The sequence below is a fragment of the Oceanicola granulosus HTCC2516 genome, assembly GCF_000153305.1.
Taxonomy (GTDB): domain Bacteria; phylum Pseudomonadota; class Alphaproteobacteria; order Rhodobacterales; family Rhodobacteraceae; genus Oceanicola; species Oceanicola granulosus.
The window spans coordinates 331,485-355,834 of record NZ_CH724107.1 but is presented as its reverse complement, the minus strand read 5'-3'; the positions used below and the strand labels follow the sequence as shown (position 1 = coordinate 355,834).

The 24,350-nt window shown below is 70.4% G+C and carries 25 protein-coding genes and 3 tRNA genes; 14 read left to right on the top strand and 14 right to left on the bottom strand.

Annotation, left to right across the window (positions count from 1 at the left end):
- Positions 1–191 precede the first annotated feature (191 nt).
- The 5 genes from alr (at position 192) to OG2516_RS01720 (ending at position 4,101) form a co-directional block, all read left to right on the top strand.
- The gene (gene alr, locus OG2516_RS01740) at positions 192–1,229 is read left to right on the top strand and encodes an alanine racemase (protein WP_007253873.1); all 1,038 of its coding nucleotides are present in this window, start codon (positions 192–194) and stop codon (positions 1,227–1,229) included.
- The gene (locus tag OG2516_RS01735) at positions 1,226–2,002 is read left to right on the top strand and encodes an MlaE family ABC transporter permease (RefSeq protein ID WP_007253872.1); all 777 of its coding nucleotides are present in this window, start codon (positions 1,226–1,228) and stop codon (positions 2,000–2,002) included. The genes alr and OG2516_RS01735 overlap by 4 nt, the downstream gene beginning before the upstream one ends.
- Positions 1,999–2,745: an ABC transporter ATP-binding protein gene (locus tag OG2516_RS01730; RefSeq protein ID WP_007253871.1), complete on the top strand. Its 747-nt coding sequence runs from the start codon at positions 1,999–2,001 to the stop codon at positions 2,743–2,745. The genes OG2516_RS01735 and OG2516_RS01730 overlap by 4 nt, the downstream gene beginning before the upstream one ends.
- A 19-nt stretch (positions 2,746–2,764) precedes the next feature.
- Complete coding sequence (locus tag OG2516_RS01725; protein WP_007253870.1) at positions 2,765–3,151, top strand: hypothetical protein; 387 nt, start codon at positions 2,765–2,767, stop codon at positions 3,149–3,151.
- A 179-nt stretch (positions 3,152–3,330) separates the two neighbouring features.
- The gene (locus OG2516_RS01720; RefSeq protein ID WP_007253869.1) at positions 3,331–4,101 is read left to right on the top strand and encodes a hypothetical protein; all 771 of its coding nucleotides are present in this window, start codon (positions 3,331–3,333) and stop codon (positions 4,099–4,101) included.
- On the opposite strand, the gene OG2516_RS01715 is transcribed toward OG2516_RS01720, so the two are convergent.
- The 3 genes from OG2516_RS01715 to phaC all read right to left on the bottom strand — a co-directional run bounded on the left by OG2516_RS01715 (position 4,102) and on the right by phaC (position 7,670).
- Complete coding sequence (locus tag OG2516_RS01715) at positions 4,102–5,127, bottom strand: LysR family transcriptional regulator (RefSeq protein WP_007253868.1); 1,026 nt, start codon at positions 5,125–5,127, stop codon at positions 4,102–4,104.
- Between the two features lie 176 nt (positions 5,128–5,303).
- The gene (locus OG2516_RS01710) at positions 5,304–5,762 is read right to left on the bottom strand and encodes a phasin family protein (RefSeq protein WP_007253867.1); all 459 of its coding nucleotides are present in this window, start codon (positions 5,760–5,762) and stop codon (positions 5,304–5,306) included.
- A gap of 138 nt (positions 5,763–5,900) precedes the next feature.
- Complete coding sequence (phaC, locus tag OG2516_RS01705) at positions 5,901–7,670, bottom strand: class I poly(R)-hydroxyalkanoic acid synthase (RefSeq protein WP_007253866.1); 1,770 nt, start codon at positions 7,668–7,670, stop codon at positions 5,901–5,903.
- A 166-nt stretch (positions 7,671–7,836) separates the two neighbouring features.
- Here phaC and phaZ point away from each other — a divergent pair, with 166 nt between their 5' ends.
- Both phaZ and OG2516_RS01695 read left to right on the top strand, forming a co-directional pair.
- The gene (gene phaZ, locus OG2516_RS01700; RefSeq protein ID WP_007253865.1) at positions 7,837–9,117 is read left to right on the top strand and encodes a polyhydroxyalkanoate depolymerase; all 1,281 of its coding nucleotides are present in this window, start codon (positions 7,837–7,839) and stop codon (positions 9,115–9,117) included.
- A 34-nt stretch (positions 9,118–9,151) separates the two neighbouring features.
- A complete protein-coding gene (locus OG2516_RS01695) occupies positions 9,152–9,751 on the top strand; it encodes a LysE family translocator (RefSeq protein WP_007253864.1) in 600 nt (199 codons plus the stop codon).
- On the opposite strand, the gene OG2516_RS01690 is transcribed toward OG2516_RS01695, so the two are convergent.
- Positions 9,741–10,550 carry a DUF72 domain-containing protein gene (locus tag OG2516_RS01690; RefSeq protein WP_007253863.1) on the bottom strand — a complete coding sequence of 270 codons (810 nt, stop codon included), beginning with the start codon at positions 10,548–10,550 and terminating at the stop codon, positions 9,741–9,743. The genes OG2516_RS01695 and OG2516_RS01690 overlap by 11 nt on opposite strands.
- A 93-nt stretch (positions 10,551–10,643) precedes the next feature.
- On the opposite strand from OG2516_RS01690, the gene OG2516_RS01685 reads away from it, so the two are divergent.
- The gene (locus OG2516_RS01685) at positions 10,644–11,315 is read left to right on the top strand and encodes a hypothetical protein (RefSeq protein ID WP_040615318.1); all 672 of its coding nucleotides are present in this window, start codon (positions 10,644–10,646) and stop codon (positions 11,313–11,315) included.
- A gap of 31 nt (positions 11,316–11,346) precedes the next feature.
- On the opposite strand, the gene OG2516_RS01680 is transcribed toward OG2516_RS01685, so the two are convergent.
- Positions 11,347–11,931, bottom strand: a complete 585-nt coding sequence (locus tag OG2516_RS01680; protein WP_007253861.1) for an HNH endonuclease — start codon at positions 11,929–11,931, stop codon at positions 11,347–11,349.
- Positions 11,932–12,097: 166 nt separating this feature from the next.
- Here OG2516_RS01680 and OG2516_RS01675 point away from each other — a divergent pair, with 166 nt between their 5' ends.
- On the top strand, positions 12,098–13,117 hold the full coding sequence (locus OG2516_RS01675; protein ID WP_007253860.1) for an NAD-dependent epimerase/dehydratase family protein: 1,020 nt from the start codon (positions 12,098–12,100) through the stop codon (positions 13,115–13,117).
- A 123-nt stretch (positions 13,118–13,240) separates the two neighbouring features.
- Here OG2516_RS01675 and OG2516_RS01670 read toward each other — a convergent pair.
- The 7 genes from OG2516_RS01670 to OG2516_RS01640 all read right to left on the bottom strand — a co-directional run bounded on the left by OG2516_RS01670 (position 13,241) and on the right by OG2516_RS01640 (position 16,575).
- Positions 13,241–13,317, bottom strand: a tRNA-Asp gene (locus OG2516_RS01670).
- A gap of 163 nt (positions 13,318–13,480) precedes the next feature.
- A tRNA-Val gene (locus OG2516_RS01665) sits at positions 13,481–13,556 on the bottom strand.
- Positions 13,557–13,629: 73 nt separating this feature from the next.
- Positions 13,630–14,235 carry a histidine phosphatase family protein gene (locus OG2516_RS01660; protein ID WP_007253859.1) on the bottom strand — a complete coding sequence of 202 codons (606 nt, stop codon included), beginning with the start codon at positions 14,233–14,235 and terminating at the stop codon, positions 13,630–13,632.
- A 45-nt stretch (positions 14,236–14,280) separates the two neighbouring features.
- A tRNA-Val gene (locus OG2516_RS01655) sits at positions 14,281–14,355 on the bottom strand.
- A gap of 14 nt (positions 14,356–14,369) precedes the next feature.
- Positions 14,370–14,780 (bottom strand): HU family DNA-binding protein, encoded by a 411-nt coding sequence (locus tag OG2516_RS01650; RefSeq protein WP_007253858.1) that lies wholly within the window; start codon positions 14,778–14,780, stop codon positions 14,370–14,372.
- 62 nt (positions 14,781–14,842) lie between these two features.
- Positions 14,843–15,991, bottom strand: coding sequence for a 3-dehydroquinate synthase (gene aroB, locus OG2516_RS01645; RefSeq protein ID WP_007253857.1), 1,149 nt, complete (start codon positions 15,989–15,991; stop codon positions 14,843–14,845).
- On the bottom strand, positions 15,988–16,575 hold the full coding sequence (locus OG2516_RS01640; protein WP_050769098.1) for a shikimate kinase: 588 nt from the start codon (positions 16,573–16,575) through the stop codon (positions 15,988–15,990). Before OG2516_RS01640 ends, aroB begins: the two co-directional genes overlap by 4 nt.
- Before the next feature lie 190 nt (positions 16,576–16,765).
- On the opposite strand from OG2516_RS01640, the gene OG2516_RS19835 reads away from it, so the two are divergent.
- From OG2516_RS19835 to OG2516_RS01625, 4 genes are all read left to right on the top strand, one after another.
- Positions 16,766–16,924: a hypothetical protein gene (locus OG2516_RS19835; RefSeq protein WP_007253855.1), complete on the top strand. Its 159-nt coding sequence runs from the start codon at positions 16,766–16,768 to the stop codon at positions 16,922–16,924.
- Positions 16,921–18,510, top strand: coding sequence for a hypothetical protein (locus OG2516_RS01635; protein WP_007253854.1), 1,590 nt, complete (start codon positions 16,921–16,923; stop codon positions 18,508–18,510). The genes OG2516_RS19835 and OG2516_RS01635 overlap by 4 nt, the downstream gene beginning before the upstream one ends.
- A gap of 17 nt (positions 18,511–18,527) precedes the next feature.
- Positions 18,528–19,454 (top strand): tyrosine recombinase, encoded by a 927-nt coding sequence (locus OG2516_RS01630; RefSeq protein ID WP_040615308.1) that lies wholly within the window; start codon positions 18,528–18,530, stop codon positions 19,452–19,454.
- A 135-nt stretch (positions 19,455–19,589) separates the two neighbouring features.
- Positions 19,590–20,906, top strand: a complete 1,317-nt coding sequence (locus OG2516_RS01625; RefSeq protein WP_007253852.1) for an HlyC/CorC family transporter — start codon at positions 19,590–19,592, stop codon at positions 20,904–20,906.
- A 5-nt stretch (positions 20,907–20,911) separates the two neighbouring features.
- Here OG2516_RS01625 and OG2516_RS01620 read toward each other — a convergent pair whose 3' ends face one another.
- Entirely contained in the window at positions 20,912–21,736 is an 825-nt protein-coding gene (locus OG2516_RS01620) for a sulfite exporter TauE/SafE family protein (protein WP_007253851.1), read from the bottom strand.
- A gap of 78 nt (positions 21,737–21,814) precedes the next feature.
- On the bottom strand, positions 21,815–22,831 hold the full coding sequence (dusA, locus tag OG2516_RS01615) for a tRNA dihydrouridine(20/20a) synthase DusA (RefSeq protein WP_083788411.1): 1,017 nt from the start codon (positions 22,829–22,831) through the stop codon (positions 21,815–21,817).
- A gap of 218 nt (positions 22,832–23,049) precedes the next feature.
- Here dusA and OG2516_RS19305 point away from each other — a divergent pair, with 218 nt between their 5' ends.
- Positions 23,050–24,297, top strand: a complete 1,248-nt coding sequence (locus OG2516_RS19305; protein ID WP_245544266.1) for a site-specific integrase — start codon at positions 23,050–23,052, stop codon at positions 24,295–24,297.
- Positions 24,298–24,350 lie beyond the last annotated feature (53 nt).

Genomic DNA, 24,350 nt, shown 5'->3' with positions numbered 1-24,350 from the left:
CGCCCCGTGGCTCATGACATATCTAGGATATGACGAAGGTTCTGCGACGCCGAAGCGCAAATTGTGTAACAATTGAGCATGTTCAGGCGGCATCCCGCTCGCGGCGGCCACGCGGGCCGGCCGGATCTGGCTGTTGCAAGGGCTTTCGGACAACGGCTTGACCCTGCCGCTGGCGCAGGCAAAAGGCAGCCATGGGCACCGGACACCTGACCATCGACCTCGACGCGCTGGCCGCGAACTGGCGCGCGCTCGACGCCATGGGCTCCGCCGAGACCGGCGCGGTGGTCAAGGCCGACGGCTACGGGCTCGGCGTCGCCCCGGTGGCGCGCACGCTGCACAAGGCGGGGGCGCGGCGCTTCTTCGTCGCCGTCGCCGAGGAGGGCGCGGCGCTGCGCCAGGCGCTGGGGCCGAACGTGGACGTCTGCGTCTTCGGCGGCCACATGCCCGGCGACAGCGAGATGATCGGCGACCTCGGCCTCGTGCCGATGCTGAACTCGCTCGAGCAGGTGCTGCGCCACTTCGAGGCGCTGCCCGGCCACCCGTTCGGCATCCAGCTCGACACCGGCATGAACCGGCTGGGGATGGAGATGTCGGAATGGGCGGCGGTCGCCGAGATCGCTTTGCAGCAGAAGCCGGTGCTCGTCATGAGCCACCTCGCCTGCGCCGACGAGCCGGACCACGAGATGAACACCCGCCAGCTCGCCGAATTCCACCGCATGACCGACGGCATCAAGGTGCCACGCTCGCTCGCGGCGACGGGGGGCATCCTGCTCGGGCAGGAGTACCAGTTCGACCTGACGCGCCCCGGCATCGGCCTCTATGGCGGCCGTCCCTTCGAGGAGGCGCGCCCGGTGGTGACGCTGGAGCTGCCGGTGATCCAGGTGCGCGACGTGGAGCCGGGCGAGAGCGTCGGCTACGGCAACAGCTGGATCGCCGAGCGCAGGACGCGCCTCGCCACCGTCGCGGCGGGCTACGCCGACGGCATCACCCGGCACCTGTCGAACCGCGCCAGCCTCTGGCACGGCGACGCGCCCTGCCCGATCCGCGGCCGGGTCTCGATGGACCTGATCTGCGCCGACATCACCGACCTTCCCGAGACGCCCGACTCGCTGGCGCTGCTGAACGGGCGGCAGGGGGTCGACGACATCGCCGACATCGCGGGCACCATCGGCTACGAGGTGCTGACCCAGCTCGGCCCGCGCTACACCCGCCGGCACCCGAGCGCATGACCGGGCTGCTCGCCCGCATCGGCGCCGCCACGCTGGCGCTGCTCGCCGGAATCGGGCGGATGGTGATCTTCGTCGCCGAGACCCTGAGCCACCTCGTCCGCCCGCCCTTCTACGCGCGCGAGTTCGGCCACGCGGTGATGAGCGTCGGCTGGCAGTCGCTGCCGGTGGTGGGGCTCACCGCGTTCTTCACCGGCGGCGCGCTGGCGCTGCAAATCTACTCGGGCGGCGCGCGCTTCTCGGCCGAGGCGCTGGTGCCGCAGATCGTCGCCGTGGGCATGGTGCGCGAGCTCGGCCCGGTGCTGGTGGGGCTGATGATCGCCGCCCGCGTCACCTCGTCGATCGCCGCCGAGATCGCCACGATGAAGGTTACCGAGCAGCTCGACGCGCTGGTGACGCTCTCGACCAACCCGATGAAGTACCTCACCCTGCCCCGCGTCCTCGCCGCGCTGCTCACGGTGCCGGTGCTGGTGGCGGTGGGCGACGTGATCGGCATCTTCGGCGGCTACCTCGTCGGCATCTACCGGCTCGACTTCAACCCGGCGAACTACATCACCAACACCGTCGACTTCCTCGAGGCCCACGACGTGATTTCCTCGCTCGTCAAGGGCGGCGCCTTCGGGCTGATCGCGGCGCTGACGGGGTGCTATTACGGGATGCAGTCCGACCGCGGCGCGCAGGGCGTGGGCCGGGCGACGAAGACCGCCGTGGTGGTGGCCGCCGTGCTGATCCTCGCGGCGAACTTCCTGCTCACGGAGGCGTTCTTCTCCGAATGATCCGCCTGACCGACGTCCACAAGAGCTTCGGCTCCAACCACGTGCTGCGCGGCCTCGACCTGGAGGTCGGGCGCGGCGAGAGCATGGTGGTGATCGGCGGCTCGGGGACCGGCAAGTCGGTGATCCTGAAGTGCATCCTGGGGCTGCTGACGCTCGACGGCGGACGCATCGAGATCGATGGCGCGCATGTCCGCCGGGCGGGCCGCGAGGCGATGCTGGCGCGCTTCGGGATGCTGTTCCAGGGCGCGGCGCTGTTCGACTCGCTGCCCGTCTGGCAGAACGTCGCCTTCCGCCTGCTGCGCGGCGAGCTGAAGCGGCCCCGCGCCGAGGCGCGCGACATCGCCGTCGGGAAGCTGCGCCGCGTCGGACTCGGGCCGGAGGTGGCCGATCGCTACCCGGCGGAGCTGTCGGGGGGGATGCAGAAGCGCGTCGGCCTCGCCCGCGCCATCGCCGCCGAGCCCGACATCATCTTCTTCGACGAGCCGACCACGGGGCTCGACCCGATCATGGCCGGCGTCATCAACGACCTGATCCGCGAGATCGTGACCGAGATGGGCGCGACCGCCGTGACCATCACCCACGACATGACCTCGGTGCGCGCCATCGCCGACCGGGTCGCGATGCTGCACCGGGGCAAGATCCGCTGGGTCGGCCCCGCCGCCGAGATCGACGGCGCCGACGATCCCTACCTCACCCAGTTCGTCCACGGTCGTGCCGAAGGGCCGATCGAGACCTTGCGCTGAGCCGCACCGGAGCCGCCCCTTGTTTCAGCCCGATCCCATCATCCTCGCCTTCCTCCCCGTCAAGCAGGGCCTGTTCCTGCTGGCGCTCCTGCCGCTGGCCCTGCTGCGCGGCATCGTCGCCCGCCGTGCCGCGCGGACGGCCGCGCTGGTGGCGCTGGCGCTCGCGGTGCTGGGGCTGCTGGCGCGCTACCTGCCGGAGCTGCTCAACGTCTATGGCGGCCCGCTGGTCCGGGCGGCCGGGGCCTGGCGCAACCTGCTCGGCGGCATGGGGATGAACCTGCTCGCCGCGCTGCCGCTGCTGGCGTCGGCGGTCCTGCCGGGGCGGCGCTGGTGGGCGATCGACGCGGTGCACGTGCTGTTGCTGGCGGGGCTGCTGGGGCTCTGGGCGTACAGCCTCTGGGGGTGACGTGGGTGCGCGCTGAATGCGCACCCTACCCGTCTCCGTGGTGCCCTTGCGTCAGGCGTTAACCTTTAGCGCAAAATGTGGCGGCGCCGGGAACCTGACAGGCCCGCAAATTGTTCTTCTCGCAACACGTCGGCGGAATCCTGCCGGCATCCGCCAAGTGGCGAGGGGAGTTCTTTACCATGGCGATCATCCACCTTTCCCGCGCCGTGCAGAAGCTGCTGCATGCCGTGGCCTTTCTTGTCATCATCGTGGCCGGCCTTGCCGCCCTGGCCTACACCGTCGCATCCTTCCTCGGCATGGCGCCGTGGCTGACCTTCGAGGCGCAGATCGGCGATACCGTCTACGCCAATGCCGGCCAGATCACCCAGATCGGCCTCACCGCCCTGCTGCTGACGCTGATGTGCTTCCTGCCGTCCTCGGGCCGGGTTCTCGCGCTCGAGAACTCGCACCGCAACTTCCGCATCTCGATGGAGGACGTGGCGAAGGCCTACCATTACTGCCACGCCGCCGACCGCCAGGGCGTGTTCACCATGTCGTCCGAATTCGACCAGGTCCGCGAGCGCCTCGGCTACCTGCGCGACCACCCCGACCTCGCCCGCCTCGAGCCGGCCGTGATGGAAGTCGCCGCGCAGATGAGCCAGCAGAGCCGTCACCTCGCCGACGTCTACTCCGACGAGAAGGTCGCCCGGGCCCGGGAGTTCCTCGCCCAGCGTCAGGAGGAAGCCGAGATGCAGCAGGAGCGCATCGTCGAGGCCCTGCATGCCTGCACCGAGATCCGCCGCTGGCGCGAGCAGGTCGAGCTCGAGGAGAGCGTCGTGTCCTCGCAGGTCCAGCGCCTCGAGGAGCAGCTCGAAGCCTGCCTGCCCCAGCTCGGCTTCAGCGTGGTGCCGAACCATGGCGACATCGCCGAGAACGTCACCCGCATGCCGATGAAGCCCGCCGCCGAATAATCAGCGGCCCACACCTTCCTCCGAGCCCCTCGCGCCGCCGGCGCGGGGGGTTTTTTCCGTCTGCCGGAGCACCTGGAGCCGCTCACCCAGCCAGCCCGCCTCGGCTGTGACCGGCGCGACGACGAGCGCTTCGATCAGCCGGCGCAGCCGCGCGGCGAGGTCGGCGGGCATGTCGCCGAAGATGCCGCGGCGGGCGGTGAGCAGGATGGTGCGCGACAGGGCGCGGCCGGGCAGCGGCAGGATCTCGACGTGCTCGCGGAAGCGGTGGGCGTGCTGCCAGCCGAGCGGCGTCAGGATCGTCCAGCCCGCGCCCGCCGCCACCATGGCGAGGATCGCGTGGTAGGAATCGAGCTCGAAGCGCTGCGGGAAGGTGAGGTTCTGCCGGGCGAGGTGGGTGGTGATGGTGCGGCCCATGTGGTGGCGCGTCGTGTACTGGATGTGGGGCAGCGCGGCGAGCTGCTCCAGCAGCCGGTCGGGCGCCACCGCGCCGCGCGGGGCGGCGACGACGAAGGGCTCCTCGAGCAGCGGGTGGACTTCGTGGCCGGCCGCGCCGAGGCCCATGTCGCTGGTCACCACCACGTCGAGCGCGCGGGCCTCGAACTGGTCGAACAGCCGGTGCGAGGCGCCGGTCTCGAGCAGGAACTGGCAGGGCTCGAGCGCGCCGGCCATCTCCGACAGCAGGCGCGGCGTCACGTCGGCGTCGAAATCCTCGATCATCCCGAGCCGCAGCCGCGTCAGCGCGCCCGTCCCGGCCAGCGCCAGCTCGGCGCGCGCCTGCTCGGCCTCGTTGAGGATCGCGTTGGCGCGGCGCAGGAAGGTCTCGCCCGCCGGGGTCAGCGTCACCGGCCGCTCCGAGCGGTTGAGCAGGGTCGCGCCGATGTCGCGCTCGAGGTTGGTGAGCTGCTGGCTGATCGTCGCCGCCGAGGTCGACAGCCGCCGCGCGGCCGCGGTGATCGACGCCTCCTCGGCCGTGGCGACGAACACCTCGACGCCCCACAGCGTGATCCTGCCCTGCCTCTGCCCCATGCGCGCTCCCCGCCGTCGCCGCCAACCTACGGCGCGCCCCACCCGCCCGCAACGTAGGGTGCGCATTCATTGCGCACCCCCGCGATCCCCGGAGACGACAAAAGGGGCGAGCCTTTCGGCTCGCCCCTTCGCTGGCGGTGCGGCAGGGAGGAGGACCGCCGGCCAGGGTGTCGCGGTCACTTCGCCGAAGCGGAGGCCTTCTTGGTGGCGGCGGTGACGTCGTCGCTGGCTTTCTTGGCGGCGACGGTCATCTCCTCGGTCATGTCCTTGCCCGCGGCGAGCATCAGCTCGATCGACTCGGTCTGGACCTTCTTGGCGATGTCGGCGAAGGCGGCCATGTGCTCGGCGGCGACTTCGGCGGAGGCGGAGGCGAAGTCGGTCATCGCCTTGGCGTAATCGGCGGGCTCGCTCTTGGCCTGGGTCATGGCCGACAGGCGCACCAGCGTGTCGTTCGCCCACTTGGCGGACAGCTCGGTCGACTTCTGCGCGGCGTCGATGGAGACGGCGGAGAGCTTCTCGGCGAGCGTGGTCTGCGTCTTGAACGCGTCTTCCATGCCCTTGGTGTCCATCGGGAAGGCGCCCATCATGTCTTTCATCATGGTGGCGAGATCGGGAGTGTTGGTGGTGGTGGCCATTGGAGTATCCCTTCAGGCGAAACTGTTTTCTGCGACTGATCGGAATATGCTCGCTGCGGCGCAGCATTTCAAGTTTTTTCTGCGTTGCAGCATGGAGTTTCTTCCCTAGAGGAAGCAGGTCAACGGCTTAGCTCGCGCTCATGCGGCAGGGCGGCCGCGGACGTAGGTGCCGGGCGCGGGCGCCAGTGGAACATGCTCCGAATCGCCCGGCTCGCGCGCCGCGACCTTCCCGCCCGAGCGCGCCGCCAGCCACTTGCCCCAGCGCGGCCACCAGGAGCCCTCGTGCTTCTGCGCCGCGGCGCGCCACGCGTCCGGGCTCTCCGGCCACGCCTTGTTGACGTAGTGGCCGTACTTCTTCTTCGACGGCGGATTGACGATGCCGGCGATGTGACCGCTCTCGGACAGGATGAAGGTCTTGTCGGCCGACCCCATCTGCGCCACCCCCCGGTAGGAGCTGCGCCAGGCGGCGATGTGGTCGCTCTCGCAGGCGATGGCGCAGAGCGGCACCTCGACGTCGGACAGGTGCACCGTCTCGCCCGCCACCTCGAAGCCGGTGGTCGCCAGCTTGTCCTGCTGGCAGAGCCCGCGCAGGTACTCGACGGCCATTCTCGCGGGCAGGTTGGTGCCGTCGCCGTTCCAGAACAGCAGGTCGAACGCGGGCGGCGCCTCGCCCATCATGTAGCTGCGGATCGCGGGGCGGTAGATCAGGTCGTTGGAGCGCAGGAACGAGAAGGTCCGGCTCATGTAGAAGCTGTCGAGGTAGCCCGCGCGCGCGCACTCGGCCTCGATGCCGTCGACGAAATCGTCGTCGAGGAACACCCCCACCTCGCCCTGGTCGGAGAAGTCGGTAAGGGTGGTGAAGAAGGTGGCGGCGTTGACGCTGGTGTCGCCGCGCTTCTTCATCACGCCGAGTGTGCAGGAGAGCGTGGTGCCGGCGATGCAGTAGCCCACCGCGTTGACCTTTTCGGTGCCGCAGATCGCCTTCACCTCGCGGATCGCGGCGAGGTAGCCGTCCTCGACGTAGTCGCTCATGCCGGTGTCGCGGTAGCTGGCGTCGGGATCGACCCAGCTGACGACGAACAGGGTGAAGCCCTGCTCGACGATCCAGCGGATCAGGCTGTTCTTCTCCTTGAGGTCGAGGATGTAGAACTTGTTGATCCACGGCGGGAAGATCACCAGCGGCGTCTCGTGGACCTGCGGCGTCGAGGGTGCGTACTGGATCAGCTCGAACAGGTGGTTGCGCCAGACCACCTCGCCCGGCGCGGTGGCGAGGTTTTCGCCCACCTCGAAGGCGTTCTTGTCGGCCAGCGTCACGATCAGCTCGCCGTCGTTGGCCTCGAGGTCGGCGACGAGGTTCTCGAGCCCCTTCACCAGGCTCTCGCCCTCCGTCTCGACGGCACGGGCGAGCGCCTCGGGATTGGTGCCGAGGAAATTGGTGGGGCTGAACATGTCGACGATCTGGCGCGAGAAGTATTCGAGCCGCCGTTTCTGGCGCTCGTCGAGCCCGTCGAGGTCGGCGACGGCGGTCTGCACGGCGTCGGCGTTCAGGAGGTATTGCTGCTTGAGGAAGTGGAAGTAGGGGTTGTCCTGCCAGTGCGGCGAGGCGAAGCGGGGATCCTCGGGCGCGGCGTCTTCGGTCTCGGGCCGGGCGAGGCCGCCGGTGGCGATGGCCTGCTGCGCCTCCACGTAGTGCTTGAGCGTCTTGCCCCAGTAGCCGACCTGGTGCTCGATGATCTTGGCCGGGTTCTGCATCATCTCGCCCACGTACGCGGCGGCGGCCTGCATGTAGAGGTCCTGCCCCGGCGCCTGCAGCGCCCGGGGCACCGTGCGCTTGGTGGCGAGCGCGGCGACCAGGCGCTTGCTGAGGTCGTCGATGCGGGCGAGGTTGGTTTCGAGGGCGGAAAGCACAGGTGCCGCAGCGTCTTTTCCGTCGTCCGAAGATTCAGTTGTCACGACATCTCCCCCACCCTAGTTTGCACCTGCAGCATCCGGCGCATGCGCGTTCTGGCCGTCTCTCAGACCATATGGCCGGGACAGGCGATGCGCCAACCCCGGCACCGAGGTGGTTGGCCAAATGAAGTTCATGTTCACCTACGACCTGATGGAAACGGCGCGCAACACGAACCAGTGGCTCGGCGCCACGGCGCGCGCCTTCGCCTCCTACCCGGCCGTCGCCGCCGTTCCGCATCCGATGATCGGGATGATGAAGGCGTGGGGCGAGGTCACGGAGCGGTCGTTCTCCCGCATGGTCGCCAAGCCCTCGTGGGACATCCCCTCCGTCACCGCCGAGGACGGGCGCGACCACGTCGTCTCCGTCGAGACGGTGATCGACAAGGCCTTCGGCAACCTGCTCCACTTCAAGGTCTCGGGGCGCAAGCCGCGCGACCGGCGGGTGCTGCTGGTGGCGCCGATGTCGGGCCACTACGCGACGCTGCTGCGCAAGACGGTGCTGAGCCTGCTGCCCGATTGCGAGGTGTTTATCACCGACTGGAAGAACGCCCGCGACATCCCCGTCAGCGCCGGCAAGTTCGACATCGAGGACTACACCCTCTACTGCGCCGAGTTCATCCGCCATCTCGGCCCCGACATCCACGTCATCGCCGTCTGCCAGCCCGCGCCGCTGGTGCTCGCGGCGACGGCCTACCTCGCCGAGGAGGAGCCGGCCGCGCAGCCGCGCACCCTGACCCTCATCGGCGGCCCGATCGACCCGGAGGCGAACCACACCGAGGTCACCGATTTCGGCCGCTCCGTCACCATGGGCCAGCTCGAGCAGACGATGATCCAGCGCGTCGGCTTCAAGTATGCCGGGGTCGGGCGGCTGGTCTATCCGGGGCTGCTGCAGCTGGCCTCGTTCATCGCGATGAACGGCGCGACGCACGCGAAGGCGTTCACCGACCAGATCTTCCGCGTCGCCCGCGGCGAGACGTCGGACCAGGACAGGCACAACGTCTTCTACGACGAGTACCTCGCCGTGATGGACATGCCGGCGGAGTTCTACCTCTCGACGGTGGAGCGGATCTTCAAGGGCCGCGAGGTGGCGCGCAACCGCTTTGTGGTGGACGGGCGGCAGGTCGATATCGGGCGCATCACCAACGTGGCGGTGAAGATCGTCGAGGGCGAGGAGGACGACATTTCCGCGCCGGGCCAGTGCCTCGCGGCGCTCGACCTGCTGACGGGCCTGCCCGACGACATGAAGGCCGCGCATCTCGAGCCGGGCGCGGGCCATTACGGCATCTTCGCCGGCTCCTCGTGGCGCAACAACATCCGCCCGCTGGTGCTGCGATTCATCGACGCCAACGCCAAGCCGCAGGGCAAGGCCAGGCGGGCCAAGCCGTCGGTCGTCGCGGCGGAGTGAGGGGGGCCGGGCCGATGTCCGGCCGACAGGGGTCATGACAGCGCAGATCGCCTACGCCCTCGTGGCCTTCGCCTTCGTGACGACGGTCACGCCGGGGCCGAACAACGTGATGCTGATGGCGTCGGGCGCGAATTTCGGCGTCCGCCGCACGCTGCCGCACATGTTGGGAATCGCCCTCGGGCTGGTGTCGATGATCCTGCTGCTGGGCTTCGGGCTGGCGCAGGTGTTCGAGCGGCTGCCCGCCGCGGGGACCGTGCTCAAGGCGCTGGCGATCGCCTACCTGCTCTACCTCGCCTGGCGCATCGCCACCGCCGAGCCCAGGCCCGACGCCGCCCCCGGCGCGGAGGCGCGGCCGATGACCGCGCTCGAGGCGGCGGCGTTCCAGTGGGTCAACCCGAAGGCCTGGGCGATGGCGCTGACCGGGGTGACGGTCTACCTGCCCGACCGGACCGCGCTGACGATCCTCGTCGCGGCGGCCCTGTTCTTCGCGGTGTGCCTGCCCTGCGTGAGCCTCTGGGCGGCGCTCGGCCAGCAGCTCCGCCGGGTGCTGACCAACCCGGCGCGGCGGCGCGCGTTCAACGTGACGATGGCGCTGCTGCTGGTGGCGACGCTCTGGCCGATCCTCACCCACTAGCCCCGCCGAGGCGCGCGATCAGCGCCTGCGCCGCGGCCGGATTGGCGACCTTGTGGCCGGCGACCACGTAGGCGAACACGTCGCGCGCCGTACCGGGCGCCGCCGCACCATGGGTCGGCGCGCCCTCGGGCACACGCCCCTCCGCCAGCGCCTCGAGCCGGGCGGCGTGGGCCGCGAGCGCGGCGTCGTCGTAGCCCGCCGCCGGGCCGTCGCTGGTGCCCATGAGGCGCACGTAGTGGAAATCGGCGGTCGCGTCGGCGATCTCGACGAAGCGCGACTCCTGCGCCCAGACGATCGCCGCCCCGTGCGCGCGCACCAGCGCCACCGCCTCGGGGCAGCAAAAGCTCTCGTGGCGCAGCTCGAGCGCGTGGCGCAGCGGCAGGCCCTCCGCCTCGGCGGGCAGCAGCGCGAGGAAGGCGGCGAAGTCGCCCGGGTCGAACTTCTTGGTTTCGGCGAACTGCCACAGGATCGGCCCGAGCGCGTCGCCGAGCTCGGCGATGCCGCTGCCGACGAAGCGCGCGATGCTCTCGCCGGCCTCGCCGAGCACCTTCTTGTTGGTCGCGTAGCGCGGCGCCTTCAGGGAGTAGACGAAGCCCGCCGGCGCCGCCTCGCGCCACTTGGCGAAGGTGGCGGGCGACTGGGTGCGGTAGAAGGTGCCGTTGATCTCGAGCGTCGTCAGCATGCTGGCGGCGTGGGCGAGTTCGTCCTTCCGGGGAAGCCTGTCGGGGTAGAACGTCCCGCGCCAGGGCGGGTAGGTCCACCCCCCGATGCCGACCCGGATGTCGCCGCGCGCGCTCATCCTCCGATCCTGCGCCGCGCCCGGCGCTCTGGCAACGGATATGTGGCCGCGGCCGCCCTTCCCTCCCCGGCGCCGCCGGCTATGTTCGGCCCCATGCGCCCGCTCCTCGCCGCCCTGCTCCTGCTCTCGGCCTGCACCCGCCCGCTCACGCCCGCCGAGCGCGCCTTCGCGGCCCAGATCCTCGGCCCCGACACCGCCTATTCCGACATCCGCTTCACCGAGGCGGGTCCCGTCGGCGCCTTCACCTTCACCTACCCGACCCGCCCGCGCACCACCTGCCGCGAGCGGATCCTGCCGCCGAGCACCGGCCCCACCTTCGAGACCCGCACCGCCGGGATCACCTTGTTCGACCACGTGGTGACGAACCCCGACTGGTACCTCGCCGACTACCTCGCCGACTGGCCCGAGCGGCTGAACCTCGTGGCGGCGATGTTCTTCGCCCACGAGCTGACCCATGTCTGGCAGTGGCAGAACCGCGAGGTGACGGGCTACTCGCTGGGCCGCGTCGCGCGGGAGCACCAGACGATCGAGGACCCCTACCTGTTCGACAGCGACGCGACGCCGGACTTCCTCGCCTACGGCTACGAGCAACAGGCGGCGCTGGTGGAGGAATACATCTGCTGCGCCACCCTCGCACCGGACGCGGCCCGAACGGACCGGCTCCGCGCGCTCCTCGGGCAGGCGATGCCGGTGGGCGAGCTGCGGATGCCCGAGGAGGTGGTGTTGCCGTATCCGGAGGCGGACGTGGCGGGGATCTGCGACTGAGGGGGCCGGGGGTGCGCGATGAATGCGCACCCTACGCTTCGAGTTCGGCGTCCCAGTAGAGGAAGTCGAGCCAGGTGTCGTGGAGGTGGTTGGGGGGGAACTTGCGGCCGGTGTTGCGCAGCTCCTCCGAGGCCGGCCGGCGCGGGGCCTTGCGCAGGGACAGGCCCGACTGGCGCAGGCTCTTGGAGCCCTTCTGCAGGTTGCAGCGCGCGCAGGCGGCGACGACGTTTTCCCACGAGGTGATCCCGCCCCGGGCGCGCGGCACCACGTGGTCGAAGGTCAGATCGCCCTTCGCGCCGCAATACTGGCAGCAGAATTCGTCCCTCAGAAACAGATTGAAGCGCGTGAAGGCCACGCGCTTCTGAGGTTTGACGTAATCCTTGAGGACGACCACCGAGGGGATCCGGATCGTGGTCGAGGGACTTCGGACCACCTCCTCGTACTCGGCGACGATGTCGACCCTGTCGAGCCAGGCCGCCTTGATCGCCTCCTGCCAGGGCCAGAGGCTCAGCGGGTAGTAGGAGAGCGGCCGGTAGTCGGCGTTGAGCACCAGCGCCGGGTGGTGTCGCAGGCCCGCCGCCTCGCGCACGAAATGTGTCCTGAAATCGCCGTTCATGAGCCCCGAGTCCGTCCCCGTCCTGCTGCCTTCGCCGGCGTCAGGACGGAAGCATCCGCCCCGGCCGTGATCTGACTATATCTGGCGTTCTGAGGCTGGCAAGGCCAAGATGTGCCAGCAGCGGCCGCGCCTCTCGCGGGCCGCATCAACCGGGAAGGACCACGCCATGCGCTGTCTCGTCGTCGGCGGAACCGGCTTTCTCGGCGGCGCCATCGCGGACGCCGCGACGGCCGCCGGGCACGACGTCACCATCCTGTCGCGCGGCCGGACCGTGCGCGGCGGGAGCTCTGTCCGCACCATCCGGGCCGACCGCCACGGCGACCTCGCGCCGCTGCGGGGCGAGGCCTTCGACTGGGTGTTCGACAGCTGCGCCTACACCCCCGCCTCCGTGCGCACCCTGCTCGAGGCGCTGCCGGGGCTGCAGCGCTACGTGCTGGTCTCCTCGATCTCGACCTACGGCAGCTACACCGCGCACGTCATCGAGACCGACCCCGTTCCGGCTCCGACCGAGGACGATCTCGCCACCGCCCGCGCCGTACCGCCGGGCGAGCGTGCCTCGGCGATGGCGTACGGCGCCGCCTACGGCCCGCTCAAGCGCGGCTGCGAGTTGGTCGCCGAGGAGATGCTGGGCGCGCGGGCGACGGCGCTGCGGGTCGGGCTGCTGGTTGGCGCGGGCGACTATACCGACCGGCTCACCTGGTGGGCGCGCCGGATCGACCTCGCCCACGGCGACCGGCGGCGCGTCCCCGCCCCCGGACCGTGCGACAGGGCCGTGCAGTTCATCGACGTGCGCGACGCCGCCGACTTCGCGCTGGCCTGCGCCGAGAGCGCGCACGGCGGGGTGTGGAACGTGACCGGCCGACCGATGCCGATGGCCGACCTGCTCGCCGCCGCAAGGGACGCCGCCGGCTCTCCCGCCGAGCTCGTCTGGGTCGACGAGGCGCGGGTGGTCGGGGCCGGCGTCGCGCCGTGGGTCGACATGCCCCTGATGGCGCCGGCCCTGCCGCAGTTCCGGTACTTCCTGCAGGTCGACACCGCCCGCGCCCGGTCCGCCGGCCTCGCCTGTCGGCCGCTGCGAGACACGCTCGCGCGCCTGCTGGCCTGGGACCGCGCACGGCGGGACGTGCCGCTCAAGGGCGGTCTGTCGGCCGAACAGGAAGCGGCGCTGCTGGACGGAGATGACTGACGGAGGCGTGCCCGCCCCCCGATCGAGCTCGCGGGAAGGGCGCGACGCAGGTGTCTACGAAAGACGCAAGTGCCCGCCGCGCAAAGAAAAAGCGGCCCCCTAAGGAGCCGCTTCTTTCAGCGGTGGCGCGGTTGACGGGGCTCGAACCCGCGACCCCCGGCGTGACAGGCCGGTACTCTAACCAACTGAGCTACAACCGCCCGCTGCCCGCCCTGGTGTCTTGCGACCCCGTGGCGTGAGGCGGGTTCTAGGCAGAGGCGCCGGGGGGGTCAAGCAGGAAAAACGCCTGACGCGGGATCAATTTCGCCGCTGCCGCGGGGGCAGCCGGGCGCGGGCGGCCGGCGGAGCGATCGGAAGGGGAGGTGGTGGGTGGTGAGGGGCTCGAACCCCCGACATTCTCGGTGTAAACGAGACGCTCTACCAACTGAGCTAACCACCCGCGGCGGCTGGAATAGCCCGCGCCCCGCCCACGTGCAAGCGCCGACCCCGCCACGGTGCGCGTAGGCCGGGCTTCAGCCCGGCTCCCCCCGCTCCCCGGGCGCCAGCGTCTCGTGCCGCCCGTCGCGCACCCGGTGCACCACCCCCTGCCCGCCCGGCAGCTCGGCCAGCCGCCCGAGCCCCAGCCCCAGCGCGGCGGTGCGCAGGAAGCGCGAGGTGATTCCATGGGTCACCACCACCGCCGGCCCCTCGAGCGCGGCGAGGAAGTCCGACACCCGCGCATAAAGCGCCTCGAACGGCTCGCCCCCCGGCGCGGCGCGGTAGAGGTCGAGGAAATGCGCCCCCGGCGGCAGGGCGGCCTCGGCGTCGATGACCGCCCGGTCGACCCCCGCCCAGCGGCCCACGCCGATCTCGGCGAGCCGCGGCTCCACCACCGGCTCCCAGCCGCCGAGCTCGGCCGCGATCAGCTCCGCCGTGCGCCGCGCCCGCCCCTGCGGGCTCACGAACAGCCGGTGCTCCGCCGGCCCCACGCCCAGCCCGCGCAGCAGACGCCCCATCGCCCGTGCCTGCGCCTCGCCCTCGGGCGTCAGCGGGCTGTCGAGCACGCCCTGCCAGCGGTGCAGGCGATTCCACTCGGTCTCGCCGTGGCGCAGCACGTAGAGGTCGGGCAGCGGCGTCATGGTCCGGCTCGTCCTGTCATGGGCGGAGATCAAGCGAAGGGAGGATGGTGGGTGATGAGGGATTTGAACCCCCGACATCTTCGATGTGAACGAAGCGCTCTACCACTGAGCTAATCACCCATCGGGGGGAGCCTTTAGCCGTCCTCCGCGGGGTCTGCAAGGGGTTCCTTGGCGGCGACGTTGCCGAGATCGGGCCGGCGCAGGCGGCAGACGTAGATCATGCCGTTGGCCTGCGCCTTGCGGCGGTTGATCTTGAGCTTGCCGAGCGGCGGCAGGTTGAGCTCCTCGCCGTTGGCGATGGCCTCGCCGAGCACCGCGAGCGCAGCCTCTGCGGCGAGCTTGGCGTCGCGCTTCTTGAGGCCCGAGCGAGTGACGACGCGCTCGACGAAATCCTTCTTCTTCAGCTCCGGCCCGGCGACGATTGCCGTCTCCGTCACCACCGTGGCCCGGGGCGGCGCGGCGGCGGCGTCGTGCTCCGCGAGGGGCTCGTCGATGGACTTCTCCGCCTGTCCGTCCGCCGTGTCGTCCGACTGTCCGTCCGCCATGTCACCTGCTCCCGCTCGTACTCTCGACTGGCGGCAGGCTACACCCCGGCCGGCGGGCGGCGCTAGCCCCGGCTGTCGGCGAGCACGGAGAGCACCGCATCGGGCGGGACGTCGGCGGTCACGAACGCCGCGCCGATGCCGCGCGCGAGCACGAAGCGCAGCCGGCCCGCGACGACCTTCTTGTCCTGCCCCATCAGCGCGAGCAGCGCGTCGGGGCCGGGCATCTCGCCGGGGATGTCGGCGATGGCGGCGCGGGTGCCCATCGCGGCGAGGTGGGCGCGCACGCGGCTCGGCTCCTCCTGCGCGCAGAGCCCGAGCCGCGCGGAGAGATCGAAGGCCAGCGCGCAGCCGATGGCGACGCCCTCGCCGTGCAGCAGCCGGTCGGAATAGCCCGTCGCCGCCTCGAGCGCGTGGCAGAAGGTGTGGCCGAGGTTGAGCAGCGCCCGGTCGCCCTGCTCGGTCTCGTCGCGCACCACGATCTCGGCCTTCATCTCGACCGAGCGGCGCACCGCGGCGACGAGCGCGGCCGGATCGTCGGCGAGGCCCGGCCCGTGCCGCTCGAGCCACTCGAAGAACGCCGCGTCGCCGAGCAGCCCGTACTTCATAACCTCGCCGTAGCCGGCGAGGAAGTCGCGCCGCGGCAGGCTGGCGAGCAGCGCGGTGTCGGCGAGCACCAGCGCGGGCTGGTGGAACGCGCCGATCAGGTTCTTGCCCTGGGGGGCGTTGATACCCGTCTTGCCGCCGACGGAGCTGTCGACCTGCGCCAGCAGGCTCGTCGGGATCTGCACGAAGCGCACGCCCCGGCGCAGGATCGCGGCGGCGAAGCCCGCGAGGTCGCCGATGACCCCGCCGCCGAACGCCACCACCACGTCGCCGCGCTCGACCTTCTGCTCGAGCAGCCACTCGCAGGTGCGCGACAGCTGGTCCCAGCCTTTCGTCGCCTCTCCCGGCGGCAGCTCCAGCGCCACCATCTCGACGCCCGCCGCCGCCAGCCCGGCACGCAGCGCCGGCAGGTGCAGCGCGGCGACCCGCGCCTCCGTCACCACCGCGACGCGCGGTCGGCGCAGCAGCGGCGCGATCTCCTCGCCCGCCCGCGCCAGCAGGCCGGGGCCGATGCGCACGTCGTAGGCGCGCCCCGGCAGGTCGACCCGTACCGTCTCGCGCAGGTCGGTGGCCGCGCTGGGGGCGGTGGCGAGGTCGGGGGCGCTCATCGGGCAGGCTCCAGGATGTCGGGGTGCGCCGCGAGGGTGCGCAGCACGTGGTCGGTCATGTCGGCGATGGAGAAGCGCGGATCGCCCTTCACCCTCAGCCCGGCGAGGGCGTAGAGCGGCGCGCGCTCCTCGAGCAGCCGCGCCAGCGTGCCTTTCGGGTCGGCCGTGCGCAGCAGCGGGCGCGTCGCGCGGTGGCGCACCCGCTCCCAGAGCAGCTCGAGGTCGGCGTCGAGCCAGAGCGCGGTGCCGCTGGCGGCGATGATGCGCCGGTTGCGCTCGGCGAGCCACGCGCCGCCACCCGTCGAGAGCACGAACGGCGCGCCGCGCAGCAGCCGCCGGATCACCTCGGTCTCGCGGTCGCGGAAGAACGCCTCGCCGTCGCGCTCGAAGATCTCGGCGATGGAGGCGGCGGCGGCGGCCTCGATCTCGTGGTCCGAATCGAGGAACGGCACCTCGAGCCGGGCGGCGAGCGACTTGCCGATGGCCGTCTTGCCCGAGCCCATCATGCCGATCAGCACGATGGTCCGCTTCAGCCGCCCCGGCGGAGCGGCTGCCCTGAGTTCCCTATCCTCTTGCTCCGCCATCAGCTTTCCGGCGCGCCTTCATGATCTGTCGTCGGCTGCGTCCCGCCTGCGGGACGAATTTCTGACCCTGCATGGCGTGAACTTTCCGCAAATGCCATATATGATTTACCCGTTGCCCCCGCAGCCGTCCGTGAGCAGGCGGCGCGAGCGGGCACGGGACACGAGGCAGGACAGGGCAGATGTTCGACGCATGATCTGGCGGCTTTTCAAGTTTCTCTTCATCCTCGTGGTCCTCGGCGTCATCGCCCTGGTCGCGTATGCCTATGTCGGCCCCATCTTCTTCCCGCAGGATTTCGAGCCGCCGCAGCGCGAGATCGTGCTTCCGGTGACGCTCGGGGCCGACGAGTGAGGCTCGCCGCCCTGCTCGCCCTGCCCCTGTGGCTCGGCGGGGCCGTGCCCGGTGCGGCGCAGGAGCTGGCCGGGGTGACGGCCGGATCGCGGCCGCTCTCGGCGGTCGACTGGCTGTCGGACTCGCTCGACACGCCCCGCCCGGCGCTCCCCGGCCAGCCCGAGCCGCTGCGCACCGCCCCCGGCGTGGGCGAAGCGCCCGTCGCCGGCAGCGCCAGCGCGCCCGCCGTCACGGTGCTGCCGCTCGACGCGGTGTCGCCCGACCTCGTCGGGCTGGTGCCGCACGAGGTCAGCGGCCTGCCCCGCAGCCTCTGGGCCGGCTCGGAGCCCGAGACCCTCGCCGCGCTGATCGCGGCGGAGTGGGACGAGGGCCTGCCGGCGATGCAGGACCTGCTGCGGCTGCTGCTGCTCGCCGAGACCGACCCGCCGCGCGCCGACGGCGGCGAGGGGCTGCTGTTCCTGGCGCGCATCGACAAGCTGCTCGACCTCGGCGCCCTCGATCCGGCGCTCGAGATGCTCGAGGCCGCCGGCCCCGACCGCCCGGCCCTGTTTCGCCGCTACTTCGACGTCGCGCTGCTGACGGGGCGCGAATCGCGGGCCTGCCGGGTGCTGGCGGGCAAGCCCGAGCTCGCCCCCACCCTGAGCGCGCGCATCTTCTGCCTCGCCCACGGCGGCGACTGGCCCGCGGCGGCGCTGACGCTCAACTCGGCGCGCGCCCTCGAGGCGGTGTCGGCCGAGGAAGACGCGCTGCTGACCCGCTTCCTCGAGCCCGAGACCTTCGCCGACCTGCCGCCCCTGCGCCGCCCCGACCGGCCGACGCCGCTCGATTTCCGCATCCGCGAGGGCATCGGCGAGGCGATGCCGACGATGGGCCTGCCCCGCGCCTTCGCCCATGCCGACCTGCGCCCGACAACCGGCTGGAAGGCGCGGCTCGAGGCCGCCGAACGGCTGGCCCGCGTCGGCGCGGTCGACGACAACCTGCTGCTCGATCTCTACACCCAGCTCGCGCCCGCCGCCTCCGGCAGCGTCTGGGACCGCGCCGCCGCCGTGCAGGAATTCGAGGCCGCGCTGACCGGGCGCGATCCGGACAAGCTCGCCGCGGCGCTGCCGCCGGCCTGGGAGGCGATGACCACCGCCCGCACCGAGGTCGCCTTCGCGCGCCTGTTCGGCGCGGCCCTGCTCGAGCGCGAGCTTGACGGCCCGGCCGGACGGCTCGCCTACCGGATCGGGCTGTTGTCGGACGACTACGAATCGGTCGCCCTCGACCACGAGCCCGCGACCGCGGAGGACGCCTTCCTGCGGGCCGTCGCCATCGGCGAGATGCCGCAGGAGGCGCCGCGCGGGACGATGGAGTCGGCGATCCACCGCGGCTTCACCGACGCCGAGCCGCCGGCGCGGCTGATGGCGCTGGCCGACAGCGACCGGCTCGGCGAGGCGATCCTGCGCGCCATCGCGCTGTTCGACGCCGGCGCGGCGGGCGATCCGGAGGCCGTCGCCACCGCGCTGGCCTTCTTCCGCGCGGTGCGGCTGGAGGAGACGGCGCGGCGGGCGGCGTTGCAGCTGTTGCTGCTCGAGCGGTCGCCGTGAGCCCGGCCGACCAGCCGATGGTGCACTGGATCCAGGCCTTCCTGGAAGCCCAGGCCGCCGAACTCGACGCCGCCACCAACACCCAGCTCGCCTACGCGCGCGACCTCAAGGACTTCGCCGCCTGGCTCGAGCGCCGTCCGGCCCACTTCGCCGACGCGGCCCAGAGCCACGTCGAGGCCTACCTGATCGACTGCGAGGCCATCGGCCTCGCCCGCGCCACCCGCGCCCGGCGGCTGTCGGCGATCAAACAGCTCTACCGCTTCGCCTTCGAGGAGGGCTGGCGCGCCGACAACCCGGCGATCCGCATCGCCGGCCCGGGGCGCGAGAAGCGGCTGCCCAAGACGCTCAGCGTCGAGGAGGTCGACCGCCTGCTCGCCGCCGCGCGCACCACCCCGCGCGACGCGGTGCGCAACACCTGCCTCGTCGAGCTGCTCTACGCCACGGGGATGCGCGTGAGCGAACTGGTGAGCCTGCCCGTCGCCGCCACGAGGGGCGATCCGCGGATGCTGCTGGTGCGCGGCAAGGGCGGCAAGGAGCGCATGGTGCCCCTGTCGCAGGGTGCGCGCGCGGCGGTGGCGGAGTGGCTCGTGGCGCGCGACGCCGCCGAGGCCGCCGCCCAAGCCAGGGGCAAGGCGGCGTCGCGCTTCCTGTTCCCCTCGCACGGCAAGGACGGCCACCTGACGCGCCACCGCTTCTTCACGCTGATCAAGGAGATCGCCGTGCTCGGCGGCGTCTCGCCCGAAAAGGTGACGCCGCACACGCTGCGCCACGCCTTCGCCACCCATCTGCTCGAGGGCGGTGCCGACCTGCGCTCGATCCAGACCCTGCTCGGCCATGCCGACGTCGGCACCACCGAGATCTACACCCACGTCCTCGACGCCCGCCTGCGCGCCCTCGTCCTCGACCACCACCCCCTCGTCCAGCCCCGCGACACCGACCCGTAGGACACGCGCACCTCGCGGGCCCCGTAGGGTGCGCATTCATTGCGCACCCCCACGCCCCCGGGCCCGCGCGCCCGCGCCCTTGATGCGCCCGGGTCGCAGCCCCATAACCACTGTCTGAACCGCTTAGGGATGATCATGGACCTCGCCACCCTCGACGCCGCCTTCTGGATCACCGCCGGGGCGATCCTGCTGCTCCTGGTGTTCTCCGCCTTCTTCTCCGGCTCCGAGACCGCGCTGACCGCCGCGTCGCGGGGCAAGCTGCGCTCCAACGCCGACCGGGGCAGCACCGGCGCGCAGGTGGCGCTCGATATCACCGAGGACAACGAACGGCTGATCGGCTCGGTCCTGCTCGGCAACAACCTCGTCAACATCCTCGCCACCTCGCTCGCGACCGCGCTGTTCACCCGGGTGTTCGGCGAGGGCGGCGTGGCGCTGGCGACACTGGTGATGACCGCGCTGGTGCTGGTCTTCGCCGAGGTGCTGCCCAAGACCTACGCCATCACCAACGCCGAGAGCGCCGCCGCCCTCGTCGCGCGGCCGATCTCGCTGGTGGTGAAGGTCTTCGCTCCCGTGGTCGGCTTCGTGCGCCTGCTGGTGCGCGGCGTGCTGCGGGTGTTCGGCGTCCGCACCGATCCCAACGCCCACTTCCTCGCCGTGCGCGAGGAAATCGCCGGCGCGCTGCAGATCGGCCACTCGGAGGGCGTCGTCGAGAAGGAGGACCGCGACCGCATCCTCGGCGCGCTCGATCTCGGCGAGCGCTTCGTCGAGGAGATCATGCTGCACCGCTCGGGCATCGAGATGATCGACGCCGACCTCAACGCCCGCGACATCCTGCGCCGCTGCCTCGAATCGACCCACACGCGCCTGCCGCTCTACCGGGGGGAGCCCGAGAACATCGTCGGCGTGCTGCACGCCAAGGAGATGCTGCGCGCGCTCCACCGCCTCGCCGACGACGGCGAGGTGACGGCCAAGGAGCTCGCCGAGTTCGACGTGATGAGCGTCGCGATGGAGCCCTACTTCATCCCCGAGACCACGAACCTCGACGACCAGATGCGCGAGTTCCTCAAGCGCCACGTCCACTTCGCGCTGGTGGTCGACGAGTACGGCACGCTGCAGGGGCTGATCACGCTCGAGGACATCCTCGAGGAGATCGTCGGCGAGATCACCGACGAGTTCGACACCGACGAGGATCGCGTCATCGCGCGCACCGAGGACGGCTCCTACCTCGTCGAGGGCGGCACCACGATCCGCGACCTCAACCGCGCGCACGACTGGAACCTGCCCGACGACGAGGCCAACACCGTCGCCGGCCTCGTCATCCACGAGGCCCAGATCATCCCCGCCCAGGGCCAGGTCTTCTCGTTCCACGGCTTCCGCTTCGAGGTGGTCGAGAAGGAGGAGAACCGCCTCGCGCTGCTCAAGGTGCGCGAGCTCGAGCCGCCCGCCGCCTGAGCTGCCTAGCCGGCCAGCGCGCGGCGGACCATGTTGAGCGCGACGAGCAGGAGGAAGGCGCCGAAGACGCGCTTGAGCGGGCCCGGATCCATCCGGTGCGCCAGCGCCGCGCCCCAGGGCGCGGTGATCAGCGTCATCGCGATGACCAGCCCGAAGGCGACGAGGTTGACCGCTCCCAGCGTCAGCGGCGGGCGCACGTCCGGTGACATCGGCACCAGCAGGAAGCCAGCCACCGACGGCACCGCGATGATGACGCCGAACCCCGCCGCCGTCGCCACGGCGCGGTGGATGGGCACGTTGTGCAGGCTCATCACCGGCACCCCGAACGAGCCGCCGCCGATCCCCATCAGCACCGACAGAAAGCCGATGAGCGGCGACAGCACCCAGCGCACCGGCCCCTCCGGCATCCGTTCGGCGACGCGCCAGTGCGGCCGGCCGAACAGCATGTAGAGGCCGACGACGCTCGCGAGCCCGCCGAAGATCGCCTGCAGTGTCTGCGAGCGCAGGCTGGCCGCGACGGCCACCCCCGCCACCGCGCCGAGCGCGATGCCGAGCGCCCAGCCCTTCAGGATGTCCCACTCCACCGCGCCGCGCCGGTTGTGGGCGAGCAGCGAGCGCACGGAGGTGACGATGATCGTGGCGAGCGACGTCGCCAGGCACATCCGCATCAGCTCGGGGCTGTCGTAGCCGAGCGTGGCGAAGGCGTAGAAGAAGGCCGGCACCAGCACGATGCCGCCCCCGACCCCGAGCAGCCCCGCGAGCACCCCGGCGAAGGCGCCGATGCCCAGCAGCAGCGCCGCCATCGTCAGCAACAGGGACATGTCTTCCATCGCGCGCTCCTCGGGCCGGTCGTCCGCTACCTGACCCGAATGCACGGCGCCAACAAGGGGCTCGGTCGTCGGCGCGGTTCAGGCCGCCTGCGACCCCGCCTGCCGCACCAGCGCCAGCGCCGCCTCGACCACCTCCGGCCCCGCGCCCGGCCGCGTGCCGTTCTCCGACAGGTGCCGCCGCCAGGCCCGCGCGCCGGGGCGTCCGGCGAACAGGCCGAGCATGTGGCGCGTCACCTGGATCAGCCGCCCGCCCTCGCCCGCGAGGTGGCGCTCGATGTAGGGCAGCATCGCCAGCGCCGCATCCTCGGCGGTCATCTCGCTCGCGCGCCCGAAGATCGCCGCGTCGGCGGGCAGCAGGATCGCCGCCGGCTCGTGGTAGGCGGCGCGCCCGACCATCGCCCCGTCGAGCCCCCGCGCCAGCAATGCCCGCGCCGCGTCGAGCGTCGCGATGCCGCCGTTTATCGAGATGTGCAGCCCGGGGAACGCCGCCTTCATCGCCACGACAAGGTCGTAGTCGAGCGGCGGCACGTCGCGGTTCTCCTTCGGCGACAGCCCCTGCAGCCACGCCTTGCGCGCATGGATCGCCACCCGCCGCACCCCGGCCGCCGCGACCGCCTCGAGAAAGCGCGGCAGCACCTCCTCGGGCACCTGCTCGTCGACCCCGATGCGGCACTTCACCGTCACCTCGCGCGGCTGCGCGCCGATCATCGCGGCGCAGCACTCCGCCACCCGCTCGGGCGCATTCATCAACACCGCCCCGAACGTCCCCGACTGCACCCGGTCCGAGGGGCAGCCGCAATTGAGGTTGATCTCGTCATACCCCGCCGCCGCCCCGAGCCGCGCCGCCTCGGCCAGCTCCGCCGGATCGGACCCGCCGAGCTGCAACGCCACGGGATGCTCCGCCGGATCGTGCTCCAGCAGATGCACCGCCCCACCCCGCACCAGCGCCGGCGCGGTCACCATCTCGGTATAGAGCAGCGCCTCCCGGCTCAGCAGCCGGTGGAAGTAGCGGCAATGCCGATCGGTCCAGTCCATCATGGGTGCCACGGAAAGCCGCGATGCAGCGCAAGCATCTGATTTCAAAGCAGTATTCATAACGATAGCTGCTGCCTCAAGAACTCGGAATCAGCGCATTTCTCCGCGTTATGCCGGGTTTTCCCGGGTTCCACGAGCAGAGTTGCTACGCCGTAGCAATTTGGTCGGTCAACTTCCTTCACGGTCAAGAGGACCTCCGCGAAAGCCTCAGCACCTCGATTTCCGGGTTTCCGGACCCGGACCAACCTTCCGCCTGAGACAGAATAAGGAAGCTCCACATGTCCGCAGAGATCATCACCTTTCCCAACTCCCAACTGACTCCCCGCCCGGCAACCTCTGTCGCAGCACTGACGGTCGATGCCGAAGCCTCGCACAGCGCAAAGCCACCTCTTGATACTTGCTCTCGGGCATCGGCCGACCGGCGCCGCAAGAAGAAAGGTAGATCTCGCAGTGTCGAGCCGAACATTCAAGAGATCCGCGGCAAAAACGACAAGCTGTCCTATCGTGTGCAGATCCGGAAAGCCGCCTCTGGGAAAAGCATGAGCTTCACCAAGACCTTCTCTAAGCTCGCGATGGCGAGGAAGTGGAAGAAGCGAAAGCTTGCCGAGATCGAAATCGATGGTGTCGAGTTTGTGGCCCGAAATGGAGATACGGTGGCTGACGCAATTTCTGCTCGCTTGGCCAAGCACAAGAACCTGGGCCGATCGGCGAAGCAACAACTCGTCTGGGTCATGAAAAGCGACTTTGGAAAGAAGAAGCTGTCCGACTTATCCCTGGAAAGTCTGACTGAGCTCGCGGACGACATGCTTGCGGAAGAGCGGCAACCGCAGACCGTTGCGGGGTATCTCACGATACTTGTGAACACGCTGCAATGGGCCTCGAGGCGTGGCTTCTCTCTTCCAATTGCCGCCATGAGAGAGGCCATGGAACACCTATGGGAAGACGAGATACTCGCCCGCTCAGAAGAACGGGATCGCCGACCCACGATCGATGAACTGAACAGGATTCTTGACGCGGCGGCTGCCAACAAAAGACAGAAAATTCCCCTCGCGAAGATTATCGTATTCGCCATTTATAGCTGTCGGCGTTTGGGAGAGATATGCCGGCTTCGCTGGGAGGACCTACGCGTCGAGAAGCAGGAAATCCTGGTTCGAGACATGAAACATCCGAAGAAGAAGAAGGGCAATGACGTCTGGTGTAGTCTAACCGACGAAGCCATGGCGATCATCCTCTCTATGCCTCGAGACGGTGAGTTCATATTTCCATTCAAGGCAGCATCGGTCGGAACAGCGTGGCGTCGCCACCGCGACTCGCTCGAGATTGAGGATCTACGTTTCCACGACCTGCGACACGAAGGTATCACCCGGCTTTTCGAGATGGGGATGGCAGCAGCTTTCGTTGCCAAACACTCGGGTCACAAGAATGGCGGATGTCTTTATCGCTATGAGCACGTTGAGCAGGAAGGAGATAAACTTGCAGGATGGCGATGGACCCTGCGGGCGGCAGGGTGCGTAGATTCTGCGTGACCTTTCGGCGATCTCGATCCCTGCTGGCGATGTTGTCGACCATCGCTTTACAC

What these genes read in the sequence shown, in the direction of transcription:
- alr (WP_007253873.1), top strand. Translation starts at nt 192, where the DNA reads ATGGGCACCGGACACCTGACCATCGACCTCGACGCGCTGGCCGCGAAC.
- OG2516_RS01735 (WP_007253872.1), top strand. Translation starts at nt 1,226, where the DNA reads ATGACCGGGCTGCTCGCCCGCATCGGCGCCGCCACGCTGGCGCTGCTC.
- OG2516_RS01730 (WP_007253871.1), top strand. Translation starts at nt 1,999, where the DNA reads ATGATCCGCCTGACCGACGTCCACAAGAGCTTCGGCTCCAACCACGTG.
- OG2516_RS01720 (WP_007253869.1), top strand. Translation starts at nt 3,331, where the DNA reads ATGGCGATCATCCACCTTTCCCGCGCCGTGCAGAAGCTGCTGCATGCC.
- OG2516_RS01715 (WP_007253868.1), bottom strand. Translation starts at nt 5,127, where the DNA reads ATGGGGCAGAGGCAGGGCAGGATCACGCTGTGGGGCGTCGAGGTGTTC.
- OG2516_RS01710 (WP_007253867.1), bottom strand. Translation starts at nt 5,762, where the DNA reads ATGGCCACCACCACCAACACTCCCGATCTCGCCACCATGATGAAAGAC.
- phaZ (WP_007253865.1), top strand. Translation starts at nt 7,837, where the DNA reads ATGAAGTTCATGTTCACCTACGACCTGATGGAAACGGCGCGCAACACG.
- OG2516_RS01695 (WP_007253864.1), top strand. Translation starts at nt 9,152, where the DNA reads ATGACAGCGCAGATCGCCTACGCCCTCGTGGCCTTCGCCTTCGTGACG.
- OG2516_RS01690 (WP_007253863.1), bottom strand. Translation starts at nt 10,550, where the DNA reads ATGAGCGCGCGCGGCGACATCCGGGTCGGCATCGGGGGGTGGACCTAC.
- OG2516_RS01685 (WP_040615318.1), top strand. Translation starts at nt 10,644, where the DNA reads ATGCGCCCGCTCCTCGCCGCCCTGCTCCTGCTCTCGGCCTGCACCCGC.
- OG2516_RS01680 (WP_007253861.1), bottom strand. Translation starts at nt 11,931, where the DNA reads ATGAACGGCGATTTCAGGACACATTTCGTGCGCGAGGCGGCGGGCCTG.
- OG2516_RS01675 (WP_007253860.1), top strand. Translation starts at nt 12,098, where the DNA reads ATGCGCTGTCTCGTCGTCGGCGGAACCGGCTTTCTCGGCGGCGCCATC.
- OG2516_RS01660 (WP_007253859.1), bottom strand. Translation starts at nt 14,235, where the DNA reads ATGACGCCGCTGCCCGACCTCTACGTGCTGCGCCACGGCGAGACCGAG.
- OG2516_RS01650 (WP_007253858.1), bottom strand. Translation starts at nt 14,780, where the DNA reads ATGGCGGACGGACAGTCGGACGACACGGCGGACGGACAGGCGGAGAAG.
- aroB (WP_007253857.1), bottom strand. Translation starts at nt 15,991, where the DNA reads ATGAGCGCCCCCGACCTCGCCACCGCCCCCAGCGCGGCCACCGACCTG.
- OG2516_RS01640 (WP_050769098.1), bottom strand. Translation starts at nt 16,575, where the DNA reads ATGGCGGAGCAAGAGGATAGGGAACTCAGGGCAGCCGCTCCGCCGGGG.
- OG2516_RS19835 (WP_007253855.1), top strand. Translation starts at nt 16,766, where the DNA reads ATGATCTGGCGGCTTTTCAAGTTTCTCTTCATCCTCGTGGTCCTCGGC.
- OG2516_RS01630 (WP_040615308.1), top strand. Translation starts at nt 18,528, where the DNA reads ATGGTGCACTGGATCCAGGCCTTCCTGGAAGCCCAGGCCGCCGAACTC.
- OG2516_RS01625 (WP_007253852.1), top strand. Translation starts at nt 19,590, where the DNA reads ATGGACCTCGCCACCCTCGACGCCGCCTTCTGGATCACCGCCGGGGCG.
- OG2516_RS01620 (WP_007253851.1), bottom strand. Translation starts at nt 21,736, where the DNA reads ATGGAAGACATGTCCCTGTTGCTGACGATGGCGGCGCTGCTGCTGGGC.
- dusA (WP_083788411.1), bottom strand. Translation starts at nt 22,831, where the DNA reads ATGAATACTGCTTTGAAATCAGATGCTTGCGCTGCATCGCGGCTTTCC.
- OG2516_RS19305 (WP_245544266.1), top strand. Translation starts at nt 23,050, where the DNA reads ATGTCCGCAGAGATCATCACCTTTCCCAACTCCCAACTGACTCCCCGC.